The sequence below is a fragment of the Bifidobacterium apis genome, from assembly GCF_036986835.1.
GTDB classification, from domain to species: Bacteria; Actinomycetota; Actinomycetes; order Actinomycetales; family Bifidobacteriaceae; genus Bombiscardovia; species Bombiscardovia apis_A.
Window position 1 is genome coordinate 20663 of the sequence record NZ_BTXD01000004.1, and the last position, 19851, is coordinate 40513.

Here is a 19851-nt window from a genome sequence, read left to right on the forward strand (position 1 = left end):
CCCCAGCCAGTCCATAAACGTTGTCAATTCCTTAGGTCTCCATGGCCCTGACCATCTTGTCGGCAGCTCGGTATCTATCTTCACGCCCCATGTTCGGTTTTGTGCAGTTGTTCGTTAATGGTATTGCCAGGCTTCTCATGGCCTGTTGACGCTAATCGGTTACGAGCAACTACCATATGTTTTACCTTACAAAATCAAGCATCTTCCCTGCGACTAGGAAGACAATTAAAAGTCTAGGAAAGAGGTCAGGGAAGCGGGGTATGCACCAAAATAAAACGTTCCATTCCGGAATTGATTGTCTCTCCTTCTGCAATATCGGTTGGTTGAGGAGAGACAATCAATTGATATGGACGTCTCTATATGCGCCAATCAGCCGGCCAATCTGTCGGTTGTGGCAGCTCTTCCAATGGCGGTAGCGATTCAACTATATCAAGTGTCTTCATGCTGACAGTCACGACTTTTTCAACGAGTTCCACGATATACCGTGGATTATCGCTGTAGTTGTTGGGATCGTTGGTAATTCCTGATTTGTTGTCAGTGGTTACCTTGTATCGATCAATAAGCCAGCCAATGGCAGATTTGCCGTTTACTACATATTCATAGGCTCGCAATGGTATGCCATGAAGTGTGAGGTGTTCTGCTACTTGGAGCACTGTGCGGTCAGGCACCCTCTTACCGGTCTCTGGATCCTTGATCCTTTGAGGGTACTTCATTTTCTCGGTTCTTCCGGGTTCCTTGGAATTCCCTACTTCCATGAGTGGCCAGTTCTCTACAGTTTCATAATTAAGATGCAGGTCAGCCAATGCGCGCCCAGCATTCATGAAAGCCACAAAGTCATTCGCAAGGGGAATTCGGGGCATTTCCTTCTTGAGATTATTGCCAAAGCGCTGACGATACTCTGGAGAGTGCAGGATACCGTAAACATAGAAGAATATATCTTCCTTGCTTATGCGGGGGTCTCTGCTAGCTTTAAGCGCTGTATTCTTCTCATGTACATGGTGACTTAAGTGGATGCTTTGGTAGGCTTCGCGGAATACGCGAAGTGTGGTATCTGTTATTGCACTATGTTGGACCCAACGTGGAGTCTCCCCGCTAATAGGATCTCGATTAATTGCCAGTTGGCCCTGTTGTGCTCCACTAATTTGCTCGTACCAGTAGAGTGGGAAGCACTGTCCATGGTGGTTAAGCTCGAGATCTGGAACAAGATTCGTAATAAACGGGCCGCGTTCTCCTGTGATAATAGCAAGATTTTCCATATCAGAAGCGGGAAAAATTTGTGGCTGGAGATATACACAGCTGTTGAATTGTGAATCCATGTATTGCCACTGTTTAAAGAATGGACGGTACAGAGCGAGACGCACATGTTCAATGTTGAACTCAGCTTTACGATTCTGGATAATATCGTTGTACACTTCGCGTGTCCATTTGATTCGGGTTTGATCCCTTGTGAGAAATGACTGAGCATTAGCTGGTTTACCTGCTTGCTGCCAGCGTAGTAGTTCAGAGTTATAAGTGTCGACTGTCCTTTTCATATTTTCGATAACGATGTCACGTTCGGAGTTATAGCACCACGAATCACGATTGGTCTTTACCCCTGCTGACCAAATAGAGAAGAGGCCTGTCTTCAGTTTTCTGGTTCCAACCTGAATACCGGCCGGTATAAAGGACTTATAGCTATCGTCACGGTGATTAAGCCAATCGCCATGCATATCTTGTTCCAGGCTGGTCCATTCCGGATCTTTGGTGACCGCTTGGGTGAGAATCCCAAGCTTATCTTCGCGAGATAGATAATCGCCAATGTCACAATAGTGGATTATTCCATGACGATTTGAATTGGGGTTCTTTACTAGAAGAGTGATGGCAATGGTGGCCCGTGAGCCAGAGTCAAATATCTTGCCGCCTTCGCGTCGAGACTCTTCACCTAAAGTACGCTGATTGCCGCGCAGGTTATAAACATAGATATCGTTAAATTCTCTGGTGAAGCATCGCCGTACGCCTGCACCTGCTGCGCTGGTTAGCCACCCACCGTTGGAGACGAAGCAAACTATGCCAGAGCTGCCGATCCTGTCAGATGCCCAACGAAAAGCTTTGATGTAGTGGTCGTACAAAGAGTTGTTGTTTGTCGCATCCGAATTGGCGACATAAGTCTCTTCGACACGTTTATCAAGTTTAGGATATCTGGTATTTTGATTTCCCGTATTTTGGCTATCTCCTGCACGGTATGGAGGATTACCGATAATGATTTTGATGGGTAGGTCTTTTTGTTCCTTCACCCTAGTTGTGTTTTCGACGAATACGCCTAAATCGAGTGGATCGTCCTGTTCATACATCTGGAATGTGTCTGTTAGCAGGGCGCCGGGGAAGGGTTGGTAATCGCCACCGACACGTTTGTGGTAAGACTGCTCAATATTGATATCCATAATCGTCTCGGCGAGCGGAACGATTTCATTCGAGTGCAGATCGTGAGTGTATTTGTAAGGTAGGTCTTCATCACTGATGAGACTTCTGTCTTCGATAAGGCGGCAGATATAGGTGCCAGTACCCGCGAAGCCGTCCAAAATGTGTACACCTTTGTCGCTCAGAGATTGGTTGAATTCTCGTTGCAGTGCACGCTCAACCATGTGCAGTTGTGCATCTACGACTTCTACAGGCGTGTAAACGATTCCCAGTGAGTCAGCTGTGTCTTTGAAGGCTTTGGTGAAGAAGTCATTGTAAATCTCCTTAATCAGATTCTGCTTTGCCAAATCTGATTGCAATTGAGCAGCTGATAGCCGCACGCTTGCATACAAATCACGCAAGGAGACACTATCAATGCTGTCTGGTAATCCTGCTGCGTACAAGGCGTTTAATGCCCGGTCCAAGCCCTTTATGATCGGATTATTGGCGAGTACTTCTTTATTAGTAAATAGGGTTTCAAAAATTGGTTTGGTGATTTCGTGCTGGGCTAGTACGGCAATCGCGTCAGCTTCAGAATACCCGGGATTAAGGCTGTCCTGTAATCCCTGAAGAAAAGTAAGGAAAGCGCTGCGAGCAGGTCCTTCCTTTGAAACTAGTTCAGTGATTTTATCGATCCTGCTTCGGGTGATGGATGTAATTTCATCCGTCCACTCACCCCAGTAGATTTTTGTGCCGCACTTACGCACTATCTGTGCATTTATTCCTCGAGCCATCTCACTTAAGTCGAAGTCGAGTTCAGGCTGTGAGCTATTTTCCTCTTGAATATTCTCATCCGTAATTTCTCGGTCATCTGATTCTTGAGAGCCGACTTGGTTCGTCCTATTCGCTGGCTGACCATTTCTGCGCTTGTTCTTGCGCAACTTCGACTCATCGAGTACATCGACCTCGATAATACGGCTCAGGGCATCAGTGTCACCAAGACTGGCCGAGTTGATAACGGCATCCAAACGTTCATCATGACTACGTAGTGCAGTGACAACATCCCAAACGGGTTTATAAGCTCCAGAGGAGAGCACGGAATCAGCATCTGCGCCCAGTGGTATCACCACCGGAATTATGATATAGCCGTACTTCTTGCCAGGAGAACGCCGCATTACGCGGCCGACGGATTGGATGATATCTATCTTGCTTTTCCGACTGCTTAGATACATCACTGCATCCAGATCAGGCACATCAATGCCTTCGGCCAGGCATCTGGCATTGGATAGAATGTGGCATTCATTGTCGGCCGTCGAAGCTGCCAGCCAGTCCAGTCGCGTTTTGCGGGTCTGTGAATCCATGCCACCATCTACATGCTGAATGTCTACGAGAACTTCTTTATTTGCATCGATAAGGGCTTTGTTTTCGCTGCTGTCTTCGAGATTTGACGTATAATCGTCGATAACGGCCCGGAACCGTTCTGTCAGTGCTTTGGATGCTTTGATTGAAGGGGCAAAGGCAATGGCATGGTGCAGTATTGTCTGACTACTGTCGTCTTCTATCGCTGTAGGAGAGCTGTCTGCAATGTCGATATCGCTGATACTGTGTGAGCGCTTCCGGTCAAAAAGTGCCTTCCAGCAACCAACGAACTTGGCGGCGTCATCCAGCGGAATTTCGGAATCCTTGGCGCCATACATTTCCTGCATGCGCTTGCCCATCATGGATTCGGCAACTTGCATGACTACGATTTTGTAGTCAGTTAATAGATGTTGATCTACTGCTTTGCCAAAGCTTAAACGATATGCAATCTTCCCAAAAATGTGCGTATCATCCATGCTGGCTATCTGTATTGCACCAGCATCAGCTTTGTTCCGTGCACCTTCTGAAAAGATGCGAGGTGTGGCAGTCATGTATAGGCGTTTGTTTGAACGTATGAAATGGGGGTCGTGAATTTTTCGGAATGCGGCTTCGCCATCGATAACTCCGGTAGTGCGGTGAGCTTCGTCGCAGATTGTTAAGTCAAAATCCGGTAGTCCCTTTTCCTGTGCATCGTGAATGACCTGAATTGACTGGTAAGTAGAGAATACTACGTTCAGTGCTTTCTCGTTCACATGGAACCGCTGAGAGACGGTTACCGGATTTGTGGTCGCAGGGAATGGTACATCTGATAGCTGGCCATAAGATTCTTCAGATAGCTTGCTGGCTTTTCCATCGGAGCATACCACATATACGTTGATGGGTACACGAACCTGGTTTACCCAGTCACGCATGGTCTGAGAGACCAATGATATTGACGGGGCAAGGAATAGGACCGTGCCGCCCTCGCCCAGCATTTCTTCCGTAAGCCTCAGTGATGTCAGCGTCTTGCCGGTACCGCAAGCCATAACCATTGAGCAACGGTCAGCCTTGGAAAGCTCTTGTTTGACTGCATCAATGGCTTCCCGTTGGTGTGGGCGAGGATCATAGGTGGCACGCTGCTTGAACTTTGTGCCGTGCACAAACGCACTCCAATCAAGATTTGCGTCGCGCATGGTTTCCAAGTCCATGCGAACCAAATCCAGATCGGGGTGTGTGTTGAAGTACGTTTCCAAATTTGAAGTATAGCCAGGTGCAGTATCGGCAATCATATAGTGCTGGTACTGATCATCTGCGAGAGCGTTCATAAAGAAAGTGGCGACATCTCCGTTTGCCAGCCTCGCCTTTGAGTAACATTTCGCTTGTATTGCCCAATACGTGCCATCAACATCTTTCGCAACCAGGTCAATACCTGTATCCTGTTTACCAGGATTGGTAGGAGCCTCATCCCAAAGCCATACGCCGGTCAGCCGTTCAACCCAAGCAGGGTCATTTTTCAGGAACCATTCGACGGCGCGCTCAAATCGGGTTCCCTGTTCCCGTTTGTCAACTGAATCCGCAAGGATGCTGGTGAATATTTCCCCCAAAGAGTCTGTTGGCTTGCTTTGGGCAATTGTGTCATCCGTATATTCCATCATCAGTTACCTTATCCTCCGACTGTCGGCTTCAATGTCATTCTAGAAGTGATTATGATTAACTCATAAGCAGACTTTGTGATGTAGGAAATCAACATGACCAGAGTAATAAGGGTGTCCTGTTGCGCTACTTGTTTAATGAAAATTACTGTAAGTCAGATGCGGGATTTTTACAAAGAATCCGAGCCAGTTGAATTCATCGATTAAAAGCAACGTATGATTCAGTGCGATTGCCCTAATTCTTCTAGATTAAAAATGAACAGGATAGAGGCCTGGAGTCTGTACTGGATTGGAGAACTTATGAAAAGGTCTCCTAGTGGAAACCTGGAAACCCTACCTGTGGAGCTAGCCGGATTCGAACCGGCGACCCTCTGCTTGCAAAGCAGATGCGCTACCAGCTGCGCCATAGCCCCGTAAATGTGAAAAGAACTTCAACTGCGCAAGAAATGCGTGGGCCTGGGAGGACTTGAACCTCCGACCTCATCCTTATCAGGGATGCGCTCTAACCAGCTGAGCTACAGGCCCATGCCGTGTGACCGAAGAATCACACAAATGGATAGCTTACCATAGTGTCCCCTCAAGTCAATCTCGGCGGCGTCGCGTCGCGTCTTGGCGGAAGAATGGGGGTCATGAGGCGGAAACGGCGTGCGGAACCAGTTCGGTCAGAGCAGCTGGAGGTCGGTGGTGAGACTGTTCTGGTCATCAGGAAGCGGATCGCTAACGTCTATCTGCGGGTCAAGCCGCCTGACGGCCATCTGGAAGTGACGACGCCTCTAAACTTGAGCGATGACCAGATTCGTGCCTTTATCGACGGCAAGCGCCGCTGGATCGCAACCACTAGAGAACGTCTGGCCCGCTCGCGCGATGTCTACGCCCAGCCCGGAGCCGATGGTCAGCTGTCGCCGGACCGGTCCGAGGCCGAAGCCAAGAGAATTCTCCAGGAGAGGCTGCCGACTCTGCTGGATCGGTGGGTCCCTGTGGTAGGTCGCCGGCCTGAGCGCATCAGTCTGCGAAAGATGGAAACCCGCTGGGGTTCCTGCACCCCCGCCACTGCCAGCATCCGGCTCAACACCGACCTGGCCTGGCTGGATCCTGACCTGCTGGAGTATGTGCTGGTTCACGAGCTGACCCACCTCTACGAGCATGGCCACGGCCCCGGCTTCCGCGCGCGAATGGATCGCTATATGCCCGACTGGACCGAGCGCCGTCGTCGACTCAACCGCTATCTGGCTTTGTGACCCGCAAAGCTTAGACGTCTGAAGTTATGAGTTCTAAATCCGTGACTTCCGGAGCCGTAAAATCCTCATGAGTCCTGAACTTGTGGACGGGGAGCTTGTAAATTACGAACCTGCGGCATCATCCGTGCTGAAGATTTCGTGACCAAACCCTCGCTAGGCCATCTGGTGCGAAGTTGAATCGGTTTTTGATACGTCCTATCTATCCTGAACCGACTATACGGTCTGATTCAGCCCGATCTGACTTTGCTCTGTTCTGACTCAACTAATCTGCCTTTGATTCGTTCTGGCTCTACTCAAGCCTGGTTTGATGTGCCACATTGGTCATCGAAGACTGACAGGAGACTGCCGCAGCCCATGTTGGTGCGCTAGCGTTGAGGAAGAGGGATGGCACTGCAGCAGTTAGGCAGGCTCCCTGTGACCCGGAGACGCGTGTGGAGTCGATCCGGGGCAATTGATCATGAAGGAGCAGATGAGATGACGGAATCCAAGAAGACGATCAAGCGTGCCGTGGTGACCGGTGCCTCCAGCGGCATCGGCCAGGCCAGTGTGCGGGCCTTGGTGGACAAGGGCTGGAAGGTGGTCGGCCTGGCCCGGCGCGAGGACAAGCTCAAGGCTCTGGCTGACCAGCTGAGTGAGAACTTCACCTATGAGGTCTGTGATGTGACCGACGAGGACTCCACCCAGGCGGCCGTCGATGCTGTGCTCAATGGCGGTCCGGTCAAAGCTCTGGTCAACTGTGCTGGCGCGGCCTTCGGCAAGGACCCGGTGGCTACCTCCAGCCTGGACGATTGGCGCGGCATGTACGAGCTGAACGTCATCGGCACCCTGCGGGTCATCCAGAAGCTGCTCCCGGCTCTGAAAGAGTCGGAGGGCACGGTCCTGGTCATCTCCTCCACGGCGGGCATCGAACCCTACGAGGGCGGCGGCGGATACTGCGCTTCCAAGGCGGCGGAACGGGTCATGGCACGCATTCTGCGGCTGGAGCTGATCGGTCAGCCGGTGCGCGTGGTCGACATCGCCCCGGGCCTGGTCCACACCGACGAATTCTCCCTGAAGCGGTTTGGCGGCGATAGTGACCGGGCTGATGCGGTCTATGCCGGAGTGCCTGATCCGCTGACCGCCGACGACATCGCCGGATGCGTCACTTGGGCCCTGGAGCAGCCCGACACTGTGGACATCGACCAAATCGTGGTCCGTCCCCGGGCCGAGGGCTCCTACACCAAGCTCTACCGTCGTAGTTGAGTCTGGTTGGGGGCCGATTCTGTAGGAAACCGAGACTGGCATGGGATGATTCCGGCAGGGGAAGAGCCTGGCTGGGGCTGAGTCATGCAGTCAGGATGAGACGTGCCTGGCGGACCGCAGTCGACCGGGAATGGTGCCGACGGCCACGATGAGTACGGACAGGACCGACCCTGCCAGCACGCCCAGCAGGGATGATTCCAGGTGCGGGGATCCGGCGAAGGCCAGGTTGGCGATCAGGAAGGACATGGTGAAGCCGATTCCGCAGAGCTGGCAGAGGCCGATCAAGTTCCCGGTCGTGGAGCCGGCAGGTCGCCGCAGTCCCAGACGACCTGCCAGGATCAGCATGGTCATGATCCCCAGGGGCTTGCCCAAAGCCAGTCCCAGAGTGGCGCCCCAAAAGACCCGGTCCGTCAGCAGTCCGGGTCCCAGCTGATCCAGGGAGATGGACAGCGAAAAGAAGGCGAAAAGGGGCAGGACCACCAGGGCGCTCAAAGGGGTCAGGAAGTGGTCCAGCCGTTCAGCCGGTGATAGCGTCGGGTTGCGGTTTGGCTCAATCTCAGTTGGTCCAAACCCAACTGGTTTGGTATTGGCTTGACTGGTCACTGGTGGATGGGTCTCGGTCGGCTCGGTACCGGATGGTTTTGTATCGGTTGGCCTATGCTCGGTTGGCTCAGTTAAATTCGGCGCGGTACTGGCCGAAGGCTCTTCCGCTTCTGTTGCTTCCGCTTCAGACGCCTTCGACCTGGCAACAGGGGTCAATAGGCCCATCGCCACTCCCGCTAGCACCGGGTGGATTCCAGCCTTGAAGAGGCTGTACCAGGCCAGCAGACCGCCTGCGAGAGCGCCCAACAAGCAGAGAAATACCAAGGGTCGCCAGAGCCGGGCGGAACGGCTCGCCGCTCGGATCAGCAAGGCCCAGACCACTAGGCCGACCAGGCAGACAAGCAGCCAGCTCGGTTGTCCCAAGCTGGAGTAGCCCAGGGCGATCAGCAGGACGCCGATCAGGTCGTCGAAGATGGCCAGGGTCATCAAAAACGCCTGCAGGGCGGGCCCGGCCTTGGGCAGGAGCAGTTGCAGAGCCGCCAGGGAGAAGGCTACATCGGTGGCCGTTGGGACAGCCCAGCCGCGCAACCCGGCAGGGGAGCCCAGGTTGAACAGGCAGTAGATCAGGATCGGAACGGCCACACCGCCCAGAGCGGCCAGCATGGGCAGCAGGACCTGCCTGTGGTCGCGCAGAGTGCCCGTGGCAGCCTCCTGGCGCAGGTCAAGGCCCATGGTCAGGAAGAATATGGTCAACAGCCCGTCCTGTATCCAATCCTTCAGGGACAGGCTCAGTCCACCGGGCAGGTCCAGAGGAATCCAAGCGGCAAGAGCGTTCAGCCCCGGCCCGGTCTCTGGCAGATTGGCCAGGATCAGCCCGGCTAGGGCGCAGGCCATCATGAATAGCCCGGTGATCCGATCATTTTCAGCCAAGGATGACAGGGCGGCGAAGAAGTTTGAAGGGTGGAGTCGGTTGTGCTGGTCCCTGTCAGATCCGCCCCGCCCACGCTGCGGATTTGATGGCTGGGCATTCGATGGCTTGGAATCCGACGGTCCGGAATTCGGTTGGGGGCCTGATGACCGGGAATCCGACTGCCTGGGATTGAAAGGTTTGAGATTCTGTTGCGAATTCGAATCGTCGCAATCCTGACGACGTGGATTGACAGAGAATGCTGGGAATGTAGGCGTGGGCGGCATGATGCTCCTGGTCGGGCGGATAGGGTTCGGTCTTCCATGGCCGACCAGTCTTCCCGGCGTGAGGCAGCGCCCGGCCGACTCCCAAGTGTCAATTCTATCCTGAAGCCCAGCAGTCTATCTCGGTCAGAGAAAATGCCAGCGGCCCCGCACCTTTCACGATGCAGGGCCGCTGGCTTACCGCTTATCGGAGCTGTGACGAGCTCTCAGAACTCAGCAACTCAGCAACTCAGAACAGGTGGCTGCGCATGAACCACTGGAAGTGCTCCAGCTCCTGCACGTGGTCCTGCAGAATGTTGGAGCTGACGATGTCCAGGTCGTCCAGCTCCTTGATGGCCTCACGGTCGCGCTTGATGAAGGTGGTGTAGTAGGTGTCCAGGGCCTTCAGGTAATCCAGGGCATCCTGGCGGCCGGTCATGGTGATGCCATCCCAGTCGCGGTTCTTCATGATGTCGTCAGGGCGCCCGGCGGGGGAGCCGCCCAGGGTGGCGATGCGCTCGGCGGTCTCGTCGGCCATGTTCAGCACCGAATCAACCTCGGGGTCCATCATCTCATGAATGCCGATGAATTCCTTGCCCTTCATGTTCCAATGGGCGTGCTTGAGGATCAGGGCAGTCTCCTGTTCCTGGCTCAGACGGCTCTGCAGGATGGCGATGACCTTCTCGCTGGTCGCTTCGTCGAGTCCCGGTACGGTAAAGTTCAATGCCATAATCGCTCCTTAAATATGAAATTATGCCTGCGGTCGGGTCAGCCCGACCTTGTATCTCCAGACTAGAGGAAAAAGCAAGGAAACGCTTGGATTTTGCGGGAATCAACCAGTGATATCGTTCACTGACCATCGGCTACGCTGACAGTCATTTTTCCTTGACTGGCGTGAGGGCGGTCGCCGGCTGACTGCCAGCCGAGCACTGGCTGGATGATAGTAGGGATTCGGTTAGACGATAGCTAGGCTCTGGTCGCAGTATCGTCTCGGCCCGCCTTGGATTGTCGTCTTCCTTCCTGGCTTCGACCAACCTCGGTCGGGTTAGAGCCGGCAAAGCTATCCTCGGTCAAGTCAGTCTCGCTCAGATTAGATCCGGTTCGGTTATCCTCGGTCCGCTCCTGCTTCGGAATTCGACCTGTCTTCATCTTTCCTATCGTCATCATCGCCAGCCTGGTCCTCGGCCTCCTGCCGGCGCCTGACTTCGATGGTCTCAATGCGGCGCCCGTCCACCTTGGTCACCACCATGTCATACCCGTCGTCGGAGTGGATCACGTCGCCCACCTGCCCCATCCGCCCGGTCTGGGCCAGGAAGTAACCGGCCAGGGTCTCGTAGGGGCCATCCTCCAGCTCAATCCCGGTCAGGTCGGCGAAGTCCTCGATGGTCATGCCGCCGTCGACCGTGGCCACCCCGTTGACGAAGGCGGTCGCCTGGGGATGGGCCGGATTCTGCTCCTCGGGCAGGTCGTACTCGTCGCGGATGTCGCCCACCAGCTCCTCGGTCATGTCCTCTAGGGTGACGATGCCGTCGGTGCCCCCGTACTCGTCGATGACCACGGCCAGGTGGATGCCCTTCTTGCGCAGCTTCTCCAGGCTGGGCAGGAGCTTGGAGGTGCCTGGCAGGGCGATGCCGGGCCTGGTCACGTCGGCCACGGTCTTGGCATGGGGGTTGCGCACGTCCATCAGGTCGCGCACGTGGACGAAGCCCAGCACGTCGTCGAAGTCGCGGCCGGTCACCGGGTAGCGCGAGTAGGGCTCGTCGTGCACGAATTCGACCGCCTCCTGCAGGGGCATGTCCCCGGCGATGAAGACCACGTCGGCCCGGGGGCGCATGACCTCGGCCACGCTGGTCTCGGAGGCATCGAAGACGTCGCCCAGGATCATCCGCTCGTCCTTGCTCAGGTTGGTGTTGGAGGATACCAGCATCCGCAGCTCGTCGTCGCTGACCTCGGTGTCGGTCTGCTGGGGGTCGAAGCCCAGGATGCGCACGATGAGGTTGGTGTTCTTGCCGATCAGCCAGATCAGCGGCCTGCACAGGGTGGTGAAGACGTCGATGGCCGGAACGACGGCCCGGGCGATGGCCTCGGTGCGCTGCATGGCGATCCGCTTGGGCACCAGCTCGGAGATGACGATGGAGCAGTAGGAGATGATCAGAGTCAGAATCACCGTGGTCAGGGTGCCGGCCAGACCCTCGTGCACGCCCCACCCGGTCAGGACGGGCACCACGTAGGGGGCGATGGATGATGCGCCGAAGGAGGCTGAGAGGAAGCCCGTCAGCGTCACGCCGATCTGTACGGCGGAAAGAAAGGTGTTGGGGTCGCGGGCGATGCGGGCCACCCGGGCGCCGCGCGCGTCCTGCTGCTCCATCTGCTCCAGCTGCGAGTCTCGCAGGGAGACCAGCGCCAGCTCAGTCCCCGAGAAGACGGAACCGAGCAGGAGGAAGAAGAGAATGAGCAGGATGTTCAGCCATAATGCCATGCCTTCAATGCTAGGGTATGGACGCCCCATGTGCCCTATGTCACACCCCAGCGGTGAACCTCCGTCTTCCCCATGCAGCGCTTCCTGACTAGCATGAAACACGGAAGCAGGTTCGGCTTCAAGCCGGCATTCCCAACGCTCCCGAAAGGATTTTTCATGTCACAGCTTCAGCACGAATTGACTGAGTTCACCACGCAGGCCTACCAGGACAACAAGACCTTCTCGGTCTCCAAGAAGGATCTGCTGGGCCACTGGTCCCTGCTCTTCTTCTACCCTGCGGACTTCAGCTTCGTCTGCCCCACCGAGCTGGAGGATCTGGCCAGCAAGTACGAGGACTTCAAGAAGATCGGCTGCGAGATCTACTCCGTCTCCTGCGACACCGAGTTCGTCCACAAGGCCTGGCACGAGGCCAACGAGAAGATCGCCAAGGTCCAGTACCCCATGCTGGCCGATCCGACCGCAACCCTGGCCAAGGACCTGCAGACCTACAACGAGGCCGAGGGCAAGGCCGAGCGCGGCGACTTCATTTTGACTCCTGAGGGCAAGGTCGTGGCCTACGAGGTCATCTCCTCCAACGTGGGCCGCAACGCCGACGAGCTGCTGCGCCGCGTCCAGGCCTCCCAGTTCGTCTACGAGCACGGCGATCAGGTCTGCCCTGCCAAGTGGGAGCCCGGCGAGGACACCATCGAGCCCAGCCTGGATCTGGTCGGCCAGCTCTGATCCGCAGCTGCCAACATCGGGAACTCGCCGATCGGAAGCGACCAGGGCGGGTTCCCTTTTCTGTATTCACGACCAGCATCCAACACCAGCACATCTGTGCATTCCTTCGGAAGAGGCATTCATGACGGAAGACAAGAATCTTTATGACGTGGTCGTCATCGGCGGCGGCCCTGCAGGCCTGAGCGCAGGGCTCTACCTGGCCCGGGCGCGGTATCGCACCCTGATCCTGGAGAAGGACGACTTCGGCGGCCAGATCACCATCACGGCCGACGTGGTCAACTACCCGGGCGTAGCCAGCACCGATGGCCGCAAGCTGACCGAGACCATGCGCCAGCAGGCCCAGAACTTCGGAGCCGAGTTCATGAGCGCCGAGGCCACTGGCATCGAGGCCCAGGGCGACATCAAGGTGGTCCACACCTCCCGGGGCGACCTGCGCACCTTCGGCATCCTGATCGCCACCGGCGCCAGCCCCCGCAAGATTGGCTTCCAGGGGGAGCAGGAGTACGCGGGCCGCGGTGTGGCCTACTGCGCCACCTGTGACGGCGAGTTCTTCACCGGGCGCGAGGTCCTGGTGGTCGGCGGCGGGTTCGCAGCAGCCGAGGAGTCGGTCTTCCTGACCAAGTACGCCACCAAGGTGACCCTGCTGGTGCGCGAGGAGGACTTCACCTGCGACGCCGCCGTGGCTGACGAGGCCCGGAACAACGACAAGATCGAAATCCACTACTCCACCGAGCTCAAGGGAGTCTCTGCAGGCCCCGGCGGGCTGGTCGAGGCCTCCATCCTGGACCGCAAGAGCGGACAGACCACCACCTGGAAGCCCCAGGACGGCGGCACCTTCGGCGTCTTCGTCTTCGCCGGCTATGTGCCCCAGACCGGCATGCTCAAGGGCGTGGTGGATCTGGACGACCACGGCTATGTGCTGACCCACGGCTACCTGGAGACCTCGGTGCCCGGCATCTACGCCGCCGGGGATCTGCGGGTCAAGAACCTGCGCCAGGTCATCACCGCCACCTCCGATGGTGCTGTGGCCGCCGTGGAGCTGGAGCGCTACGCCTCCAATATGTCGGACAAGACCGGCCTGGTGCCGCCGCGGCCCGATGATTCCCCCTATGCCCGCTCCGAGCGGCAGGCCGAGAACTCCGCACTGGCCTCGGGCACCTCGCCCGCGCCTGTGGCCCAGGAGCACGACCAGGCTCCGGCCAAGACCTCCGGCTTCTTCGGGCCCGACATCCGCAAGCAGCTGGACATGGTCTTCGGCAAGATGACCGGAAAGCTGGAGCTGGCCCTGGATCTGGACGGCAGCCAGGTCTCCAAGGAGTTGGAGGCCTTCGTGGGCGAGCTGGTCGGACTCTCCGACGGCAAGCTGACCTCCAGGGTGGACTCCCGCACGGACGAAGATGGTAAGGATTACGATCCCGCCGGCGACCTGCCCGATGCCCGCCCCAGCGTGCGCATCTGCCGCGTGGACGACCAGGGCGTCTCCCAGCCGACCGGGTTGGCCTTCCATGGCGTGCCCAGCGGCCACGAGTTCAACTCCTTCGTCCTGGCCCTCTACAATGCGGCGGGCCCCGGCCAGCAGGTGGATCAGCCCACCTCGGACCGTATCGATGCCATCAAGGACCAGGTGGACGTGATGATGCTGGTCTCCCTGACCTGCACCATGTGCCCGACCACGGTCCTGTCCGCCCAGCGGGTGGCGGCCCAGAACGGCAAGGTGCGGGCCGAGGCCTACGACCTGGCCCACTTCCCGGAGCTCAAGGACCAGTACCAGGTCATGAGCGTCCCCTGCATCGTGATTCGTAAGGATGGCCAGGAGACCGTGGAGTTCGGCAAGAAGTCCGTCCCTGAAATGCTGGATCTGATCGGGGCCTGACCCTGGGTCTGAGCCTGAACAGAGCCTGAGAGGGCGCTGGTATCAATGCCTTTGTGGCGATGATGCCAGCGCCTTTTTTGGTGTAAGCCTCTGAATTACGTTGATGGAAAATTGCTGATGCTATCCACGGTCTACACGGTCCGCCGCCTTCATAGCGCAAGCGGTGACCGTTGTCATCATGATCGGCTCGACATTATGGGATGATTACGCTTTATCCTGCTACATCCTGACCAATCCTCCGACCCAGACCACTCCTTTCGGTCCTGGCTCATGGCGTAATGGCCCCCGGCAGCAGCCGTGCCATCCTGGTCCACGTCCAGTTGGACGAATCCCTGCATAATCGTGGTGTTTATCTACGTATTCCCGGCCTGGATCGACCCAGCCAAGCCCAGGGCATCCCTGGAGCACTTGGATCCGACGGATCCGCTGGGCACCGCCGAGATCACCGGCACCTATTTGGAGCGCGTGGGCATCCGCATACCTCGCTGCCAGCCCGATACCGTCTGCCTGATTGACCTGGTCCGGGTCTGACCCGCCGCCATCAGTCATACCGCAGGGATGAAGGAGCACTGAATCATGAACCCAACCAGCCTTAGCCTGGGAGAGCCGGACTGGATTACGCTGACCATTGATACCGACAGGGAGACGGCGCTCGCAGGCCCTGGACTACATCCGCCAGGACATCGCCCAGCCCGGACGGCTGGCACTTCTACAACCGGAGCCTGACCGCCGACTAGAAAAACCAGTTCAGGCAGGCCCTGGCCTCAACCGGGGGGCACCCATGCTACTCCGTCGGACTGGCTGGTCAATGCCTGCCCTGAGATCTGGGCTGACGACGGCGGCACCCACCGATACTCCTGGTATCAGCCGCCTGGCCTGGAGTTCGCCGACAAGCCCGAGCGCTACGACGGGTACCTTTCCGCCGTTTAGAAGTAGATGACGGCCGTGCTCGGTTGGGATGGGCACAGCCGCCAGTTCGCCGGATTGCAGTGATGGGAACCCGGCCTTACTCGTGCGAAGTACAGTGGGGAATATTCGATAATGCCATTTACAGAGCCTCCCAAGAACTCTGCCGACTGTCTCCCCAACAGACGGTACATGTCATCCGTTTCTGCGTCTTTGTACAGTGATACAACCCTATCATCGCGCAATGACTATGACAGCCTGATCCAATGTCGGCGGAACTCAAAGCTGGCGGAATGAGTAAACAGCGGCCAGGCTGACTGGGGTTGTATGCCCGTGGCCAGCTTGGCCGTGTTTCCCTCTCTCCCAGGCGGGGCGGGGGCGTGCATGCCTGCCCTCGGCTTCCGCCTGCAGAAGTGTGGTGGGGGCGCGGGAGGATGTGTCGGCTCTCTTGGGGTTTGAGCCTTGATTGGCACTTTTCCTCCCTGCTCCCCCTATGTGGGCCGGGGGCGGGGGGATTGATACGCCGCCCGGCCCGTCTTACTCGAGCGAAGCATGCAATAGTCGGTGTTGTTCCCTCCGGTGGCGGCGTGAGGCGAGGACCCCGCCCATGCCGGTCATGCCGGTGGCGAGGGCGAGCAGGATGCCTTCTCCTCCGGCCTTGGGGAGCACGCCTGCGGGCAGGTACGTGTATTTGAGGGAGGTGTCGGGCTGTTGGGGTGCGCCGCCCAGCGTGTAGTCGACGCTGACCGTGACCGTGCCCGGCTGGTGTGCGGGCGTGAGCACGGTCACGCTGCTGCCGTCGCCGCGCGTCAATCCTGATACGGGGGTCTGGTCGAATCTGACGCCGGTGATCACCGGCGTCAGATTCGACTCCACCGGCACAGGGGTCGGACTTTGGTTTCCGGCATCGGAATTGCCGAGTGCACCGTTCCCCCATGCTTTTGTGTAACCGTCCGCGCCAATCGCCAGCGAATGCCATTCGCTGGCGCTTATTTGTGCTGCGTTCAGCCAGGGTCCAGCCGTGCTTGTGGATTGTGCGCCGGCAAACACCTTTATAGGGGTAGCAAACTGACCACTGGTGGTGTTGTTGCCGAGCAGGCTAGTGTCGTAGGCGTTACCTCCCCAGGCGTAGGCGTATCCGTCGCTGCCCACGGCCAGCGAATGATATTCGCCGGCGCTGACCTGTACGGCTTTCAGACCTTTGCTCGCATCGTTGGGGCTGGTGGGGTCGCGCACGAGCACAGGAACAGACGAATCACCGTACCTGTTGTTGCCGAGCTGGCCTTGGCCGCCCTGTCCCCAGGCGTAGGCGTATCCGTCGCTGCCCACGGCCAGTGATAGCTGCCCTCCGGCGCTGACCTGCACGGCTTTCAGACCTTTGCTCGCATCGTTGGGGCTGGTGGGGTCGCGCACGCGCCCAGGGACAGACGATTGCGTATGGGGACTACGGGGGCCGCTGGTGTTGTTGCCGAGCTCCCCCCTGCCGCTCCATCCCCAGGAGTACACGTATCCGTCCCGGCCCACGGCTAGGGAATGCCCCTTTCCGGCGCTGACCTGTATGGCCTGCAGGCCTTTGCTTGCATTGTTGGGGCTGGTGGGGTCGCGCACGCGCCCAGGTACAAGGGAAGAGCCGCCGTTGCGGCCGAGCTGGCTATTGCCGTTGTCTCCCCAGGAGTACGCGTATCCGTCCCGGCCCACGGCCAGCGAATTCTCGGCTCCGGCGCTGACCTGTATGGCCTGCAGGCCTTTGCTTGCATTGTTGGGGCTGGTGGGGTCGCGCACGCGCACAGGAACAGACGAATTCGCCGCATAGTCGCCGCGGGTGTTATTGCCGAGTGCACCCCAATAGTTGCCCCCCCACGCGTAGGCGTATCCGTCGCTGCCCACGGCTAGCGAATGCTCGTATCCGGCGCTGACCTGCACGTAGGTGAAATCTTCTGGCAGGTCCGGATACGTCTTGCGGTCAGGCGTCTTCACCATGACCGGCGTAGTCCGGCTAGTGGTCGTCCCGTCGCCGAGCTGGCCATAGCCGTTGCTTCCCCAGGCGTAGGCGTTCCCGTCGCTGCCCACGGCCAGCGAATAATCAATTCCGTCGCTGACCTGGCTGAACCTGATGCCTCGGCTGGCACCGTCAGGCGGGGTGATGGCGGTGGCCTCGTTGCCCAGCTGGCTGCCCTTGTCAGGGTTGATCCTCCACGTGTCGTTCGGGTCTTTGGGCGTCCATTTGGCGGTGAGGGTGAGGTTGTCTGTCACGGGCCTGCTGAAGTCGTAGGCGACTTCTCCGATGAACCATCCGTCGAACTGGTAGCCTTCACGCGTAGGGTTAGGTGAGGGCCGCTGCACCCTTCCCAACGGGTAGGTCACTGACTGCGGGTCGGGTTTCGAGCTTCCTCCGTCTATGTCGAAGTCGACTTCATAGGTGGGTCCTTGTTGGGCGTCTCTGGTCAGCGGCTGGTCGACCGTATAGTTGAGGCTTCTGGTGAAAGGTTGGCCATCCTGACTACCGGCGATGAGAATGGTTGCTTGTCCGGGCTGGCGGGCGAGTATGTCCGCTCGCCAAGCGCCGTCGGTCTTGTGGAGTTTGAGCGGCAGGCCGTCCATGCTGGCTGATTCCAGGGTGGGCGCTGTGGTGGTGTCGAGTCTGGCTGGCTTGCCGGGTTGGCCCTGCTTGTCCAGGCTCCACGTGAACATGTCGCCTTGCCGGTCGATGGCGGTGATCCTGCTGTTGTTACTGGTGGCCTGGATGTACTGCTGGCTCCCGTTGTCCGCCCGGGTGGTCTTGCTGCCCGGCTTCCAGGCCCGTAGGTGGCCGTCTTTGTCAACGATCACGGACTGATCGTCGCCGTTGTTTATTTTGCCGATCTGCGTGCCGCCGGGCAGGCTGGCGGCTGTGGGGCCGTTCTTGCCATCGGCGAGATAATAGGTTTGTCCGTCCGAGTCAAGGAGGAGCAACCCTTGGTTGAGGGCTTGGGCTTGGACGATGCGCATGCCTGGTTTCTGCTTGATACGTTCGGGTTCGGCTTTCTTGGTACTGCTCGTTTCCCGGGTCCAGGCCTGCCCGTCAGAGTCCACGATGATGATCCGGCTGGTGGAGGCGACGGCCATGACGGCCATCTGCCCGGGCAGGCTGGTTGCGGCCTGCTGCATGAGTTTCGGATTCTGATTCTGGCTGTCGGCATCGCTGGCCTGGAAGGTGTGGACCTGTCCTTGTCGGTCCACTGCCAGCAGAAGGTAATCGTTCAGGCTGATGCTGGTGAACCCAGTATTCTGGTTGGTGTCGAGAGTCGCGGGTTCGTGCTGTCTGCTGGCCCAGGTGTAGATGTGCTGGTCGGATCCCAAAGCTGCGTGCCAGCGGCTGCCGGCTGCAACCTGCTGGTAGTGGAACCCGTCGGGAGCATGGGCGGGGAAAGGAACCTGCGCGGGTGTGCTGTCTTGGGTCCAGGTGTAGATGCGGCCGTCGCCGGTCAGACCGATAAACCGGTCCCCTGCGGTTTGGATGCTGGCGAATTGAGGTTCCTGTCTGTTGGGCGGGCTGATGGTTAGCCGCGCCCCGGTGGCGGGCCCGTGGTCCGGGCTCAGCGTCCAGTCCGTGACCTTCGACCACCTGGCTTTCAGGGTCATGTCCTGGAGGATGGGGGTCTGGAAGTCGAAAGGCTGGCTGTCGAGTGTCCATCCGTCGAACCGGAAGCCTTGACGTTGCGGGTTCTGTTGCGGGGGAGTGGCGAGGGTACCGGTTTTCACGGTTGACTGTGTGGGTTTGCTCCCGTCGGCAGGGTTGAAGCGCACTGTATGCGCGGCTTGATCGTCCGTCTTATCGGATGGTTTGGTTGAAGCGGGTTCTGCACTGCCGGTAGCATCCGTCGGCGATGACGGGGTGCTCGGGCTCGGTGTTGCGCAGCTTAATGGAGTAGATGTTTGTATCGGTGAGGGTGATGACAGCTGGGTGCTGGTTGCGTTGCTGGGGAGAGTGTCGGGGGTTTGCTTAGCTACGCGAGGGGTCTGACGACCCCCCCCCCCCGGTGAGTATGGGAGCGTCCGCTTGGGCAGATGCGACGCCCAGGCCTGCCAGCAGGCTTAGCAGGACGATCATCATCGCCATGATGCGACGCAGACGGCAAACCAGATGCATGAAACCAAAACCCCTTCACCAAACACCAAGCGGTATCAAAACCGCCTGCCTATCAAAGTTCTACCTGTCAACGCCAACCCTGCATCAAATTGCAAGAGCTAATGGCGTAAGCCAGCTGTCTCTTGACATCCCCCGCTTTTCACCCTACCACCCAGTCCGAAGACAACACACGACCACATCAAAGG

The 19851-nt window shown here is 57.9% G+C and carries 9 protein-coding genes, 2 tRNA genes and 1 pseudogene; 5 read left to right on the forward strand and 7 right to left on the reverse strand.

The features are described from left to right. Positions 1-356: 356 nt before the first annotated feature. The 3 genes from AACP62_RS07820 to AACP62_RS07830 all read right to left on the reverse strand — a co-directional run bounded on the left by AACP62_RS07820 (position 357) and on the right by AACP62_RS07830 (position 5891). Positions 357-5369 (reverse strand): type ISP restriction/modification enzyme, encoded by a 5013-nt coding sequence (locus AACP62_RS07820; protein ID WP_339347558.1) that lies wholly within the window; start codon positions 5367-5369, stop codon positions 357-359. A 337-nt stretch (positions 5370-5706) separates the two neighbouring features. After that, positions 5707-5779, reverse strand: a tRNA-Ala gene (locus AACP62_RS07825). 38 nt (positions 5780-5817) lie between these two features. After that, positions 5818-5891 (reverse strand) — tRNA-Ile (locus AACP62_RS07830). Positions 5892-5995: 104 nt separating this feature from the next. Between AACP62_RS07830 and AACP62_RS07835 the strand changes: the two genes are divergently transcribed. Both AACP62_RS07835 and AACP62_RS07840 read left to right on the forward strand, forming a co-directional pair. Beyond that, positions 5996-6604 carry a M48 family metallopeptidase gene (locus AACP62_RS07835; protein WP_339347559.1) on the forward strand — a complete coding sequence of 203 codons (609 nt, stop codon included), beginning with the start codon at positions 5996-5998 and terminating at the stop codon, positions 6602-6604. Between the two features lie 474 nt (positions 6605-7078). Next, on the forward strand, positions 7079-7846 hold the full coding sequence (locus AACP62_RS07840; RefSeq protein ID WP_339347561.1) for an SDR family oxidoreductase: 768 nt from the start codon (positions 7079-7081) through the stop codon (positions 7844-7846). 90 nt (positions 7847-7936) lie between these two features. Here AACP62_RS07840 and nhaA read toward each other — a convergent pair whose 3' ends face one another. The 3 genes from nhaA to AACP62_RS07855 form a co-directional block, all read right to left on the reverse strand. Then, complete coding sequence (gene nhaA / locus AACP62_RS07845; protein ID WP_339347562.1) at positions 7937-9319, reverse strand: Na+/H+ antiporter NhaA; 1383 nt, start codon at positions 9317-9319, stop codon at positions 7937-7939. 490 nt (positions 9320-9809) lie between these two features. After that, positions 9810-10289, reverse strand: a complete 480-nt coding sequence (locus AACP62_RS07850) for a Dps family protein (RefSeq protein ID WP_015021094.1) — start codon at positions 10287-10289, stop codon at positions 9810-9812. Positions 10290-10664: 375 nt separating this feature from the next. Continuing rightward, positions 10665-12038 carry a hemolysin family protein gene (locus tag AACP62_RS07855; protein ID WP_339347567.1) on the reverse strand — a complete coding sequence of 458 codons (1374 nt, stop codon included), beginning with the start codon at positions 12036-12038 and terminating at the stop codon, positions 10665-10667. A 156-nt stretch (positions 12039-12194) separates the two neighbouring features. On the opposite strand from AACP62_RS07855, the gene AACP62_RS07860 reads away from it, so the two are divergent. The 3 genes from AACP62_RS07860 to AACP62_RS07870 all read left to right on the forward strand — a co-directional run bounded on the left by AACP62_RS07860 (position 12195) and on the right by AACP62_RS07870 (position 15162). After that, positions 12195-12758, forward strand: coding sequence for a redoxin domain-containing protein (locus tag AACP62_RS07860; RefSeq protein WP_024627523.1), 564 nt, complete (start codon positions 12195-12197; stop codon positions 12756-12758). Positions 12759-12879: 121 nt separating this feature from the next. Next, on the forward strand, positions 12880-14631 hold the full coding sequence (locus AACP62_RS07865; RefSeq protein ID WP_339347570.1) for an FAD-dependent oxidoreductase: 1752 nt from the start codon (positions 12880-12882) through the stop codon (positions 14629-14631). Between the two features lie 345 nt (positions 14632-14976). Continuing rightward, on the forward strand, positions 14977-15162 hold the full coding sequence (locus AACP62_RS07870) for a hypothetical protein (RefSeq protein ID WP_339347572.1): 186 nt from the start codon (positions 14977-14979) through the stop codon (positions 15160-15162). Positions 15163-16074: 912 nt separating this feature from the next. Here AACP62_RS07870 and AACP62_RS07875 read toward each other — a convergent pair. Beyond that, positions 16075-19666: pseudogene (locus tag AACP62_RS07875) on the reverse strand (InlB B-repeat-containing protein). Positions 19667-19851 lie beyond the last annotated feature (185 nt).